Annotated in this window: 14 protein-coding genes; 12 read left to right on the forward strand and 2 right to left on the reverse strand. The window is 54.0% G+C overall.

Annotated elements, in window-relative coordinates:
* The 3 genes from LKE88_RS01700 to LKE88_RS01710 all read left to right on the forward strand — a co-directional run bounded on the left by LKE88_RS01700 (nucleotide 1) and on the right by LKE88_RS01710 (nucleotide 4,928).
* Nucleotides 1–1,377, forward strand: coding sequence for an MATE family efflux transporter (locus LKE88_RS01700; protein ID WP_420839279.1), 1,377 nt, complete (start codon nucleotides 1–3; stop codon nucleotides 1,375–1,377).
* A 154-nt stretch (nucleotides 1,378–1,531) separates the two neighbouring features.
* Nucleotides 1,532–3,292, forward strand: coding sequence for an ABC transporter ATP-binding protein (locus tag LKE88_RS01705; RefSeq protein WP_231085820.1), 1,761 nt, complete (start codon nucleotides 1,532–1,534; stop codon nucleotides 3,290–3,292).
* Nucleotides 3,282–4,928 (forward strand): ABC transporter ATP-binding protein, encoded by a 1,647-nt coding sequence (locus LKE88_RS01710; RefSeq protein WP_105325600.1) that lies wholly within the window; start codon nucleotides 3,282–3,284, stop codon nucleotides 4,926–4,928. Before LKE88_RS01705 ends, LKE88_RS01710 begins: the two co-directional genes overlap by 11 nt.
* Nucleotides 4,929–5,129: 201 nt before the next feature.
* On the opposite strand, the gene LKE88_RS01715 is transcribed toward LKE88_RS01710, so the two are convergent.
* Nucleotides 5,130–6,584, reverse strand: a complete 1,455-nt coding sequence (locus LKE88_RS01715; RefSeq protein WP_231085822.1) for an amino acid permease — start codon at nucleotides 6,582–6,584, stop codon at nucleotides 5,130–5,132.
* A gap of 161 nt (nucleotides 6,585–6,745) precedes the next feature.
* Here LKE88_RS01715 and LKE88_RS01720 point away from each other — a divergent pair, with 161 nt between their 5' ends.
* The 9 genes from LKE88_RS01720 to LKE88_RS01760 all read left to right on the forward strand — a co-directional run bounded on the left by LKE88_RS01720 (nucleotide 6,746) and on the right by LKE88_RS01760 (nucleotide 12,719).
* Complete coding sequence (locus tag LKE88_RS01720) at nucleotides 6,746–8,026, forward strand: M18 family aminopeptidase (protein ID WP_105325599.1); 1,281 nt, start codon at nucleotides 6,746–6,748, stop codon at nucleotides 8,024–8,026.
* A 229-nt stretch (nucleotides 8,027–8,255) separates the two neighbouring features.
* On the forward strand, nucleotides 8,256–8,909 hold the full coding sequence (locus LKE88_RS01725; protein ID WP_105325598.1) for a DNA-3-methyladenine glycosylase family protein: 654 nt from the start codon (nucleotides 8,256–8,258) through the stop codon (nucleotides 8,907–8,909).
* Entirely contained in the window at nucleotides 8,909–9,391 is a 483-nt protein-coding gene (locus LKE88_RS01730; protein ID WP_105325597.1) for a methylated-DNA--[protein]-cysteine S-methyltransferase, read from the forward strand. Before LKE88_RS01725 ends, LKE88_RS01730 begins: the two co-directional genes overlap by 1 nt.
* A 97-nt stretch (nucleotides 9,392–9,488) precedes the next feature.
* Nucleotides 9,489–9,953: a pyridoxamine 5'-phosphate oxidase family protein gene (locus LKE88_RS01735; protein WP_118286674.1), complete on the forward strand. Its 465-nt coding sequence runs from the start codon at nucleotides 9,489–9,491 to the stop codon at nucleotides 9,951–9,953.
* A 257-nt stretch (nucleotides 9,954–10,210) separates the two neighbouring features.
* The gene (locus LKE88_RS01740; protein ID WP_105325596.1) at nucleotides 10,211–10,579 is read left to right on the forward strand and encodes a cyclophilin-like fold protein; all 369 of its coding nucleotides are present in this window, start codon (nucleotides 10,211–10,213) and stop codon (nucleotides 10,577–10,579) included.
* Nucleotides 10,580–10,581: 2 nt separating this feature from the next.
* Entirely contained in the window at nucleotides 10,582–10,986 is a 405-nt protein-coding gene (locus tag LKE88_RS01745; RefSeq protein WP_105325595.1) for a cupin domain-containing protein, read from the forward strand.
* Between the two features lie 12 nt (nucleotides 10,987–10,998).
* The gene (locus LKE88_RS01750; RefSeq protein WP_105325594.1) at nucleotides 10,999–11,319 is read left to right on the forward strand and encodes a carboxymuconolactone decarboxylase family protein; all 321 of its coding nucleotides are present in this window, start codon (nucleotides 10,999–11,001) and stop codon (nucleotides 11,317–11,319) included.
* Entirely contained in the window at nucleotides 11,316–11,834 is a 519-nt protein-coding gene (locus tag LKE88_RS01755; protein ID WP_105325593.1) for a flavodoxin family protein, read from the forward strand. The genes LKE88_RS01750 and LKE88_RS01755 overlap by 4 nt, the downstream gene beginning before the upstream one ends.
* A gap of 15 nt (nucleotides 11,835–11,849) precedes the next feature.
* Nucleotides 11,850–12,719, forward strand: coding sequence for an aldo/keto reductase (locus tag LKE88_RS01760; RefSeq protein WP_118286673.1), 870 nt, complete (start codon nucleotides 11,850–11,852; stop codon nucleotides 12,717–12,719).
* A gap of 87 nt (nucleotides 12,720–12,806) precedes the next feature.
* Here LKE88_RS01760 and LKE88_RS01765 read toward each other — a convergent pair whose 3' ends face one another.
* Nucleotides 12,807–13,172, reverse strand: coding sequence for an ACT domain-containing protein (locus LKE88_RS01765; protein ID WP_105325752.1), 366 nt, complete (start codon nucleotides 13,170–13,172; stop codon nucleotides 12,807–12,809).
* Nucleotides 13,173–13,181 lie beyond the last annotated feature (9 nt).

The raw sequence follows: 13,181 nt of genomic DNA on the forward strand, positions 1-13,181 counted from the left end.
CTGGGAAACAGGAAGGGAGAACAGGAAAGCCTTTTAGGCACCGGACCCATCCATCGTCTCTTTTTCTCCCTGGCCGTACCCGCTATTTTGGCCCAAATGATCAATATCCTCTACAATCTGGTGGACAAGATGTTTATCGGCCATATCCCCGTGGAAGGACCGCTGGCCCTGGCTGGGGTGGGGATTACCACCCCGGTGATTCTGGCCATATCCGCCCTGGCAGCCTTGGTCAGTATGGGCGGTGCCCCCAAAGCCTCCATTATGATGGGACGGCAGAATTACCCGGCTGCAGAGGAAATCCTGGGGACCTGTACCTGGATGATTTTGGTGCTGTCCCTGCTGCTCACGGTGTTCATGCGTTTGTGCGGCCGTCCGGTGCTGCTGCTTTTTGGGGCCAGCTCCGGTACCATTGGCTATGCCTTGGACTATATGAATATTTACTGTCTGGGGACGGTGCTGATTCAGCTGACCCTGGGGCTCAATGCCTTTATCACCGCAGAAGGCTTTACAAAAATCAGTATGCTGAATGTGGCTGTGGGAGCCGTCTGCAACGTGGTTTTGGACTATGTCATAATTAATTTGCTGCACTGGGGCGTAGAGGGGGCAGCTCTGGCTACCATACTGTCCCAGGGAGTTTCTGCCCTTTGCGTGGTAGGCTTTCTTCTGTCTCGGCACAGCACCCTAAAGCTGCGGTTAAAGAATATTGTTTTTCGCCGGGATTTGCTGCTGCCCTGCATCCTCCTGGGGACCAGTCCTGCCCTGATGCAGCTGACGGAAAATATGGTAGCCATTTCCTTTAATACTTCCCTCCAGCGTTTTGGTGGGGATATGGCCGTCAGTTCCATGAGCATCATGAATTCCATTATGCAGTTTGTCATGCTGCTGCTGCCCGGACTGGTTCAGGGAGCACAGCCCATTCTCAGTTATAATCTGGGCGCGGAGAAAATTGACAGGGTTCGGGACTGTTTTCGCGACCTGTTGGTATCCTGTGTTGCCGGCTCCTGCCTCATCTGGGCGCTGTGCATGCTGCGGCCGGACTGGGTGGCAGCCATCTTTACGGACAATGCCCAGCTGATCCAGTACTCTTCAGGGGCTATCCGTATCTACCTGTCCATGCTGTTCCTGTATGGGGTCCAGGTGGCCTGCCAATATAGCTTTGTGGCCTTGGACCAGGCCCCTACTGCCATTTTCCTAACCATTTGGCGGAAAATCATTCTGCTGATTCCCTTGATTTTCATTCTGCCCCATCTGGTGGCAGAACCTGTTACAGGGGTGTTCTTGGCGGAACCCATTGCGGATACTGTAGCGGTTTGCACCACCGGTCCCATGTTTTACCGCTATTTCAGCAGGCTGAAACGGAAATACGGAGTGAAATAAGAGAATAACTGTCTGGAGCTGTGAGAAGCGCTTTTGCTTTTCACAGCTTTTTTCACGAAAAATTTATAAATGCTGGAACCTCTTTTGGCAGGGAAAGGAGTATACTACTCTGTATTAGAGCGATAACAAACAGTTGGCAGGGGAGCTGAGCAGCGTGAAAAACCATAAGGAACGCCGGGTGGAAGAGCCGGCCAAAATCCTCTCCTATTTTAAGGCAGAGGCACCCATTTTGGTCATTGTGACCATTACCGGGATTCTTTATAACGTGGGTATGGGGGCGGGACCCTATTTTGAAGGTCAAATGGCCCAGTGCCTGTACGACATTCTCCAGCACCGGGCTGTCCCCCTGGACATGGTGAAACTGGCACTCAGCTATGTGGCAGTGCTGGCGCTGGTCCAGGTCATGCGGGCAGGGAAGCGCTACAGCGTCCGGATTTTTTCCGCCCAGATTGGTTGGCTCATGCGCCACACCCTGTACCACAGCCTGGTGCATATGGACAGCAAGGAGCTGCGCCGGGAGAATTTGGGGAATATGATGACCAAGGCCGTGTCCGATGTGGACGCCTGTTCCGAGGGCATGCGGAAATTTACCACTGAAGTTTTTGATACCGGAGTGGTGATGGTGGTGTATCTGGCCCTGCTGCTGGGTTACGACTGGCGGCTGACGCTTCTGGCCTGCCTGGTGATTCCCGTTGCTTACGCCATGGCCAATTGGCTGAAGAAAATTGTCAGCGAAACCAACAGTGCCTACAAGGCCTGCGAAGCCCAGCTGAACCAACTGACCATGGACCGGGTGAGCCATGCCCTGACCTACCGGATTACTGGCCGGGAAAAGAATCGGGATACGGGTTACGAGGCCCAGTTGGCGGCCTATGAACGGGCCAGCGCCCGGGCCAATATTTTTGAAGGCAGTATGATGCCCATCTACGATGCCATTGCCATGTGCGGGATGCTGATCATCTTCTATTTCGGTTCCCGAAACGTGTTGGGAACGGGCTGGGTCCAGTGGGACATTGCCGGCTTTACCACCTATGTGGCCTGCTTTACTAAACTGGCGGTAAAAACCAGCCATGCGGCCAAGCTGTTTAACGCCGTGCAGAAAGCCCAGGTTTCCTGGGTACGGTTAAAGCCGCTGCTCCAGCTTCAGGTAACAGAGCGGGAAAGCAGCAAGCTGGAAAAAGCCCGGCCGGTAACCCTGGTACTGGACCAGGTCAGCTGCCAGTACGATGAGTCTTCTCCCGTACTGCGCCAGATTTGTCTTACTGCCCAGCCCGGGGATATTGTGGGTATTACCGGCAGGGTGGCCTGCGGCAAGAGTATGCTGGGGAAAATCTTTATTGGGGAGGTGCCCTGGGTGGGGACTATTACCTTAAACGGCACGGATTTTCGCGCCCTGTCCCCGGAGAAACGGAAGGCCCTGATTTCCTATATGGGCCACGAACCGGAGCTGATGACCGCTTCCATTGCGGAAAACATCACGTTGGGCGACCCAATCGACGTTTGGTCCTATCTGCGGGCCGTGTGCCTGGACCAGGAAGTGGCCGCCCTGCCGGATAAGGAAAATTCCCTGGCCGGCAGCAGCGGCACCCAGCTTTCTGGCGGCCAGCAGGCAAGAATCGCCCTGGCCCGGACCCTGGCCCATGCCAGGCCCCTGCTGGTGCTGGACGACCCCTTTTCTGCCGTGGACCCCAAGGGGGAAAGCCGCATTTTGAACAATCTTCGGACCCTGTGCCCGGAGGCAGTTATCCTGCTGATTTCCCATCGGCTGCTCCATTTTCCGGAGTTTGACCACGTACTGTTTCTTCATGATGGCACCGGCACCTTCGGCACCCATCAGGAGCTGCTGGATTCCCAGCCGGAGTATGCGGAGCTGTACCAGAAACAGGCAGAGGGGGTGGATTTAGATGCAAAATAAGCAAAGCACCTACGCTCCCGTGATTGCTTCCGTAAAAACTTCCTTAAAGACCCATCCTGGGGCCGTACTGTTGCTGGTAGCCCTGATAGTGGCTTCCGTAGTAACCAGCCTGCTGCCGCCCCTGGTGCTGAAACGGGTAATCAACGAACTGACGGCGGGGAAGGGGATTTCTTTCCGCCTGTCCGCCGGCTATTTGCTGCTGGTAATTGTTTCCGACCTGTTTGAAACGGCTCAGAACAGCGCCATTACCATCTTCGGCCAGAAAATTACCCACGGCATCCGTTCCGTGCTGTGCGCCAAGCTGGACCGGCTGCCCGCCGACTACTTTACCAAACACCCTGCCGGTCAGATTACCAGTGTTTTCGTCAACGATGCCGACACCATTGATACCCTGTATTCCGATGGCATTGTGGGGATGCTGGCCGACAGCTTTAAGCTCATCGGCATCCTGGGCATCATCTTTACCGAATGTCCGGGCCTGGCAATCCTGCTGGTGATTCTTACGCCCTTCCTGTTCCTTCTGACCAGGCATTTTCAGCGGGCAACCCTGGTGGCCCAGCGGGACAACCGGCAGGCCATCGGCCGGGTCAGCAACCACGTACCGGAAACCATCCGGAACATCCGCATGATCCACGTGCTGGGGAAGGAAAAGTACATGGAATCCCGCTACGACGCTTACATCAGCGACAGCTATAACGCCGTAAACCGTTCCAATTTCTACGATGGAATTTATTCTCCCATTATCCAAATCGTCCAGGCTGCCGTGGTGGCAGTCATGATGGTTGCCGCCGTGTCCGGGCTGGAGCTGCAGGGACTGTTTGGCCTCAGCGTAGGGTCTGCGGTAGCCGTGATTTCCTACGTGGGCAAGCTCTTTGCGCCGATTGAGAACATCGGCATGGAGCTCCAGAATATCCAGACCGCCATTGCAGGTATACGGCATATCAGCGACTTTTTAAACGTGCCCGACCGGGTGGTGCCGGAGGCGGAAAAACCAGAGGAGAACGCCCCTGCCGTGGTGTTTGACCAGGTGACCTTTGGCTACGACCCCAGTTTGCCCATTTTAAAACAGCTGTCCTTTACCATTGCTCCTGGGGAACACGTATTCATCCTGGGCCGCAGCGGCGCCGGGAAAAGCACCATTTTTAAGCTGCTGCTGGGTCTGTACCAACCCCAGGGCGGCGCCATCCGGCTTTTTGGGGAAAATCCCCAGGCTATTCCGGATGCGGCCAAACGCCGAGTGTACGGCTGTGTGGAGCAGGATTTCCAGGCTATACAGGGAAACCTGAGAGACCAGATTGCCCTGTTTGACCCAGCCATTACAGATGAGGAAATCTGGGCTGCCCTGCGCCTTTCCCGGCTGGAAGCGGTGGTTCGGGCCCTGCCGGAGCAGCTGGATACACCTATGTCCAGCGGTCTTTTCTCCCGAGGTCAGCTCCAGCTGCTGTCCATTGCCCGGGCTGTGGTTACGTCTCCCAGGCTCTTGCTGCTGGACGAAATCACCGCCAACTTGGACAGCGAAACCGAGCAGAATATCCTGGAAGCCCTGGAAGCTGCCGCTGAAGGCAGAACCGTTCTGTCCATTTCCCACCGGCTGTCTGCCGTTATGAACGACAAACGGAAAATCCATTTGAATTGACGCTTTGCGAAAAAACTCCCTCAGTCCTGACGGGCTGGGGGAGTCGTTTCTTCTCACATACTTGCCGCCAGTTGGCTGAACTGCCTTACTCTTCTGGCCCAGGCCCGGCCCGTTGGTTGGAAAGCCATAAAAAATACCGCCCACTGCGATTGGACGCGCAATGGACGGTATTTTTTTAGGAACGAGAACTCATGGGAAGGCTTATTTGCCCTGTTCCCGTTCTTTTTTAGCCAGTTCAGGCAAAATCAGGCCGATGCCCAGCAGCACCACAGGGGTGATGATGTTCATGGCAAACTGGAAGTACCAGCCGCTGGTACCGCTTTGGACGCCGCGGGGGAACATCCCCATGATGCAGGCGTAAGCGGTGAAGAAGAAGCACCAGCCGCCGAATACCATACCTACGCCTTTGCTCTTTACAAATTGGTAGGTAGCGGCAAATTTGTCGGAGTGTTTCTTCAGCATGATGTAGGCAACAAATACCCACAGATACCGCAGGGGCATGCACACAGCGTTCAGACGGATCAGCCAGTTGTACAGGGTGGTCATATCGCCGATGCCCAGAGCCGGAACAATCAGCAGAATGCTGACCAGTACGGCAGTCAGTTTGTAGCCGGTTACAGGCACGCCGTTGGCATTGATTTTGGTGAAAGATTTGGGAACGAACTGCGGATCTACGTCGCCCAGCAGAATCTTGATGGGCGCATCGATGGAGATGGCCAGGGTGGCGGACTGGCCCAGCACGTTGCAGATAGCATAGATAACCAGGAAGGTTCTGCCCACACCATAGTATTCACCCAGCTTCAGGAAGCTGTAGTAAGCACCGTTCATCATCAGGTCCTTGGGAATGTTGTTGGGGTCGAACATCAGGCCCATGGCAAAGGTTCCCAGGAGTGCAGTGATAGCTACCATGGCAGCCATGAAAATCATGGCCTTGGGGAATTCAGAAGAAGGTTTTTCCAGGTTGTTTACATAAGGAGACAACTTTTCGCAGCCGCCTACGGCAAAGACCAGAATGGCCAGGGTGGTCATGTAGTCAAAGTCGAAGGTGGGCATCAGGGTATTCCAATCCAGGCTGTAGGTAAAGGTCTTGGCGGTGGTCAGATGCGGTGCGGCCAGGGCAAGGACGATATACAGCAGGGACATGACGAACATGGAGGAACCGGCCAAAGCGCCGATGCGCTTTAAGGCTCCAATGCCCCGAGATGCATACCACAGGAAGAAGAAGAAAATAACAAGAGCGGTCAGCTGCAGAGGCAGGGGCGCAATCATTTTGGTGAGCGTGCCGTTGCCTAAGGTTGCCCAGCCGCAGGCGATGATGATGTTCTGAGGTTTCTGTGCCAGATAAGGCATGTGTACGATCCAGTAGGTCCAGCCTGCGAAGTAGGCCAGCTTGGTCGTGGTGGTGGAACGGATCCAGGAAGAAACGCCGCCTTTGCTTTCCTTGAAGGTAGACCCCATTTCGCCTACCATCAAAGCGTAGGGAACAAAGTACAGGGTGAACATCAGGATCCACGATACCACAGCCTTTAAGCCCTGGTTTGCGTAGCCGTTCACCACGTTGCCGAAGCCCCATACGGCTGTGAAGGTCATCAGCGCTAGGGATTTCCAAGATAGGTACTTGTTCGATGTGTTGCTGGATTCATTTTTGTTGTCCAATTGAATTGCCTCCTTTGTAAAATATAATACGGTTGATAATATCTTATCATATTTTTCAATCTTCTTGAATACTTTGCCGAACTATTTTATAATATATTTGTTCAGTTTGTACAACATTTCGGAATAGTTATTATTTCGAGCCAATTCAAGGAGGAATTCCCATGAAACAAAGTACAAAAGCTCTGCTTGACTTCATCCAAACCAGCACGTCCCCTTATCATACGGTACAAACCAGCGAAAAGCTGCTGCAGGACAACGGCTTTGAAGGCCTGTCCCTGACTGAAGACTGGAAACTGGCCGATGACGGCAAGTATTACGTAAAGATTTTTGATTCCGCCCTCATTGCCTTTCGTACCGGCAAAGCCGGGGAACGGGGCCTGAAGATGGCGGCTGCCCATACGGACTTCCCCTGCTTCCGGCTGAAACCGGCTGCGGAAATCAACACCAACGGCTACGGGACCCTGAACGTAGAAGGCTACGGCGGCATGATTGTCAGCACCTGGCTGGATCGTCCTCTGGGCTTGGCCGGCAAGATTGTGACCCGTACGGACAAACCCTTTGCTCCCAAGGTACACCTGGTGGACTTCAAACGGCCGCTGCTCACCATGGCCAACCTGGCCATCCATATGAACCGGGAAGTCAACGACGGCTACAAATGGAATAAGCAAAAGGACGTGCTGCCCCTGGCTACCATGCTGGGTCAGGACGAAAAGGATCCCCATTTCTTCGTGAACTTCCTGGCCGGGGAACTGGGCTGCAAAGCCGAAGACATTCTGAGCTTCGAACTGTCCACCTATCCCTTTGAACAAGGCTGCACCTTCGGCTTGAAGGACGAGTTCATCTCTTCCGCCCGCCTGGACAACCTGACCTCCTGCTTCGCCTGCCTGACCGGCATCATCAACAACGAAGGCAGCGGCATCCGGGTGGCTGCCCTGTTTGACAACGAAGAAGTTGGTTCCAAGACCAAACAGGGTGCCGATTCCCTGGTACTGGACCACCTGCTGCGCCGGGTGTACAAGGCTTTGGGCTTTAATGAGGAAGACCTGTTCGAGGACCTGGCTTCCGGCTTTATGCTGTCCGTGGACGTGGCCCATGCCCTGCATCCCAACCATGTGGACAAATGCGACATCACTAACAAACCTGTGCTGAACGGCGGTCTGGTACTGAAACAAGCCTGCTCCCAGTCCTACGCCGGTGACGCTGAAGCTGTTGCTATTGTAAAGGGCCTGTGCGAAGCCAACCACATTCCCTGCCAGCTGTTTGTGAACCGCAGTGATGTGAAGGGCGGCTCCACCTTGGGCTCCATGGCCTCTGCCCTGACCCCCATCCGCACCATGGATATCGGCGTGGCTCTGTTGGCTATGCATTCTGCCAGAGAAACCATGGGCGCTGATGACCAGGATGCCATCAACGCATTGCTTACCGCTTTCTATAACGGCTGAGAACGGCAAAGCGGAGAGGGACTCCATAGCAGCTGGGTAAATTTTTACCAACTGTGCAAAAGAATACCCACCTGAACACTGGGAAAAATGACAATATCCCCATTGTAAGGCTTCGGCCTGGCAGTGGGGATATTTTTTGGCAATTTCCTCTTATTTTTCCCTGATTCCAAGCTATGTTTTTCAGGGCTTTATGCTAGAATAAAAGCATAGAGAAACGGGAGGGATGGCCATGTTATATCCTTACGGCGAAAAAGAAATCAGCTATCTGAAAAGCAAGGACAAGAAACTGGGGGCGGTCATCGACCAGCTGGGCCATTTGGAATGGGAAGTGATGCCCGGCTTGTACAGCGCTGTGGTCCATCACATTGTGGGGCAGCAGATTTCCGGCAAGGCCCAGGCTGCCATTTGGGGCCGGCTCTCGGCAGCCGCTGGTACTGTCACCCCGGAAAACGTGGCGGCCCTGGGGCAGGAGAACCTCCAGGCCCAGGGGGTCTCCTCCCGGAAAGCCACCTACATTTTGGAATTTACTCAAAAGGTGCTCAGCGGAGAATTTGACCTGGAAGCCTTGACGGAGCTTCCCGACGAAGAAGTCATTGCACGGCTTAGCTCCCTGAAGGGTATTGGCCGGTGGACCGCGGAAATGCTGCTGCTTTTTACCCTGCTGCGGCCCAATGTGCTGAGCTTTGACGACCTGGGCATCCAGCGGGGGCTGCGCATGGTCTACCGCCACCGCCGCATCGATAAGAAGCAGTTTGCCCGGATTCAAAGGCGTTTGTCCCCCTACGGCTCCGTAGCCAGCCTGTACTTTTGGGAAGTGGCCGGGGGCGCCATTCCGGGGCTGACCGATCCGGCACCCAAGAAAAAGAAAGAGGCGAAGAAATAATGCAATATACCTGGAACTATTCCTCTCCCCTGGGGGAAGTGGTGCTGGCCGCCAATGGGGACAAACTGGTGGGCCTGTGGTTCAGCGGCCAAAAGGCTTTTGGCAGTACTTTGGCAGAAAACCGGGAGGAAAAACTGGTGCCCGTGCTGCAGGAAACCTGTACCTGGCTGAATACGTATTTTGCCGGCAAGCAGCCAAAAACAACACCGGCTCTGGAATTTATAGGCACGGCGTTTCAGAAAAAAGTCTGGGAGCAGCTTCTGCAAATTCCTTACGGCAGCACCGTTACCTATGGTCAACTGGCCAAAGCCTTGGGGAAACCCAAAGCCGCCCGGGCCATCGGGGGTGCCGTGGGCAGCAATCCCATTTCCCTGGTAGTGCCCTGCCACCGGGTTATTGGCACGGACGGAAGCCTGACCGGCTACGCCGGGGGCCTTGAACGGAAAACGGCTTTGCTGAAGCTGGAAGGAGCCCTGAAATAATTCCCAGGACCCCTTGTCAGGAAATTCGCAAGGAGTATAATACTAAGACAGTAGGATTACTATATATTAGAAAGAAAGTTTAAGGAGAGTAAAACTTATGTACGAAATGCGACGGAAAGATCGGCAGATTCCCAACGAGGAAGCCATTGCTTTGTTGAAACAACAGCAGTATGGCGTCCTGTCCACCATGGGCAGGGACGGGTATCCCTACGGCGTGCCCATTTCCTTTGTGTACGAGGATCCCGGCCTGATCACCTTCCATTGTGCTGTGGAAGGGCATAAAATCGACAACCTGGCCTATTGCTCCAAGGCCTGCTTTACGGTCGTAGGCCCTACCGAGCCTCTGCCGGAGCAATTCAGCACCCGGTATATTTCCGCCATTTGTTTTGGTACCCTGCGGGAACTCACCGGGGAAGAAAAGGTTCAGGGCCTTTTGAAGTTTGGCACCAAGTACGCACCCCAATTTCTGGAAAAGGGCGCCAAATATACCCAGGCCGCTAAAGACAGAACCCGGGTCTATGAGATGCAGGTAGAGCAGCTTACCGGTAAGGCCAGACGCTAAGACAGCAGAAAAAATACGGCTGGAACCGCAGCAGAGCCAGACAGAAGGAAGCCTCCTTTTGCCTGGCTTTTTTGCGCTGAAAAATGGCGTTTTTGGCAGGGAGTCCGCTGAAACTTCCATGCATAAATTGTATAACGCTTTATAAAATATAGGCCTTTTACATACGCCTGCAAAAGGATTATAGTGTACTTGTAAGGAAAAGGAAGCCTGTCAGGCTCCTTTCTTTCTGGCAAATCCTCAAGAAAGCGGGATGCAGCATGACCGAAAAAGAACGCAAAATCAAAATAACGGCAGGGAAACACGTTCTCGTTGCCAAATTGCAGGAAAACGAAGCTGTCCGGGCGCTGTGGAACAAATTGCCCCAGACCTATTCCATGCAGAATTTATATGAACGGGAAATGTGCTTCCGGATGGGCAAGGGCAGCCTGCCTGCCAAAGAAGCCAAGTATACCGGCTACAAAATTGGCGATATTTCCTATTGGCCGCCCCGGGGCAGCCTGGTGATTCTCTATGCCCAGAATGGGGAAATCTTTGAACAGCAGCCCATCGGGCACATTGCTGATGACGTAACGTTTTTCAAAAACCTGGGCGATACCAAAATCAAATTTGAAAGGGTGGAGGAATAATCATGAAAGAACTCAGCGTATTTCCTATTGGCAAGACCAATGATGCCTATGCCAAATATTTTGTAGGACAAAGCTACCTGTATCCCATTTCCAAGGAGCAGGTGCATATTTCCAACGTAACCTTTGAACCGGGCTGCCGGAACAACTGGCATATTCACCATGCGTCCAAGGGCGGCGGCCAGATTCTCATTGTCACCGCCGGCCGGGGCTGGTACCAGGAATGGGGCAAACCTGCCCGGGAACTGAAGCCCGGCGATGTGGTGAATATCCCCGAAGGAGTGAAACACTGGCACGGCGCTGCCCAAAATGAATGGTTCCAGCACCTGTCCATTGGCGTTCCCGGCGAAAACAGTTCCACCGAGTGGCTGGAACCCGTAGCCGCTGAAGACTATAACAAGTTGAAATAGGAGGAAGCAATCATGGCAAAAGTCACTGCAGGCAAAGATCAATTGGGAGACTTTGCACCGGAGTTCGCCCATTTGAATGATGACGTTCTGTTTGGGGAAGTTTGGGCCCGGGAAAAAGAACTGCCCCTGAAGACCCGGAGCATTGTTACGGTAACGGCGCTTATGGCCAGCGGTGTGCTGGACAGCTCCCTGAAATTCCATATTGCCAAAGCCAGGGAAAACGGCGTAACCAAAGAAGAAATGGCGGAAATCCTCACCCAGGCTGCTTTCTACGCTGGGTGGCCCAAAGCCTGGGCCGCCTTCCGCTATGCCAAGGAGGTCTATGCCAAGTGAATATCGTGGTGCTTAACGGCAGTCCCCGGCCCCACGGCAATACCGCCTTCCTGGTGGACGCCTTTAGAGAAGGAGCCCAAGAAGCCGGTCATACCGTGACCGTGCTGCCGGTGGCCTCTATGAAAATTGCCGGGTGCTTGGGCTGTGAGTACTGCCACGGCAGGGGCCAGGGCAAGTGCATCCAAAAGGACGACCACCCCCAGGTTATCGCAGCCCTAGGGCAGGCGGAGCTGCTGGTGCTGGCCAGTCCCATCTATTTTTTTGAGGCTTCGGCCCAGCTGCTGGCAGCCATCCAGCGGATGCACGCCACCGGTATGCCCCGTACCATCCGGGACAGCGCACTGCTTCTTAGCTCCGGTTCTCCCGGGGTGTACGCTGCGGTAGAAACCTGGTACAAAAACGTATTTATCGACTATCTGGGGTGTCGGAACCGGGGCATTTTTACCGCCGCCGGCAGCCAGAACAAAACTGAGAAAATGCGGCAGAAGCTGTATGACTTCGGCCGGAACTTATAGAAAGAAGGAATTACGATGATTTTTGACGAAACCTTACAGCTAGCCAATGGGGTACACATTCCCGTATTTGGTTTGGGTACCTGGTTTATTGAAGACAAAGACGCAGCAGACGCCGTCCGGGCCGCTGCGCAAATCGGCTACCGCCTGTTTGATACGGCCCAGGCCTACGGCAATGAAGCCGGGGTAGGGGAAGGCATCCGCACCTGCGGCATTAGCCGGGATAAGCTGTTTGTGACCAGCAAGGTGGCCGCAGAACACAAGGATTACCAAAGCGCCAAAGCGTCCATTGACGCCACCCTGGAAAAAATGGGTCTGGACTACCTGGATTTGATGATTATCCATAGCCCCCAGCCCTGGAAAGTGGTAAACCAGTCGGAAAACCGTTATTTTGCAGAAAACGTAGAAGTCTGGAAAGCCCTGGAAGATGCTTATCTGGCAGGGAAACTCCGGGCCATTGGCGTGTCCAACTTCCTTCAGGAAGACCTGGACAATATTATCAAGCATTGCGGCACCAAACCTATGGTGGACCAGGTCCTGTGCCATGTGGGCCATACCCCGGCAGCCCTCCTGGACTACTGCAAGACCCAGGGCATCCAGGTGGAAGCCTACGCCCCCATTGCCCACGGAGCAGCCATGAACATTGGCGCCGTGCAGGAAATTTCCCACAAGTACAACGTAACCGTGCCCCAGCTCTGCCTGCGCTATGACCTGCAGCTGGGTACGGTGGTGTTGCCCAAGACGGCAAACCCCGACCATATGAAGAGCAATGCCGCGGTGGACTTTACCATCAGTGACGCCGATATGGAAACCTTGAAAAACGTCCATTATGACGATTACGGCGCTGCCGGCAAATTCCCCGTTTTTGGCGGGAAATATAAAGGCTAAGAATTGGCCTTGAAAAAATAAAAAGGAAGAACGGCTTCAGGTACTCCTCAAGCTGTTCTTCCTTTTTTGTTGACCATAGGCGGCTGGCTACAGAATCAGGTAGCCTGCCCCCGCCAAAACGTCCAGGGCCTTCGTAAAGTTTTCCTTCTTAACCAGGATATAATCCGTATTGTAGGTGGATACGGCGAAAATGCCAATGTGATTTTCGGCCAGAATTCCGGACAGTTTGGACAAAATGCCCATCAGGGAAAAATCCAGGACTCCCTGGATGCGGAAAGCCTTCCAGCCATCATCCCGGGGTTCCGCTGCTGCCGGTACATCTTTAGTCAGACAGACCAGGGACAGTTCCTCGTCCGTTTTCCCCACAAAATAAAAATCACTGGACAAAGGCAGCTCCTTGGGAGAAGCCACCTTGCAGACCGTCAGGTCGTAGGGCAGGGGTTTTAGTTCCAAAGCCACAGT

The sequence above is a fragment of the Acidaminococcus hominis genome, from assembly GCF_022484025.1.
Classification (GTDB): Bacteria; Bacillota; Negativicutes; order Acidaminococcales; family Acidaminococcaceae; genus Acidaminococcus; species Acidaminococcus hominis.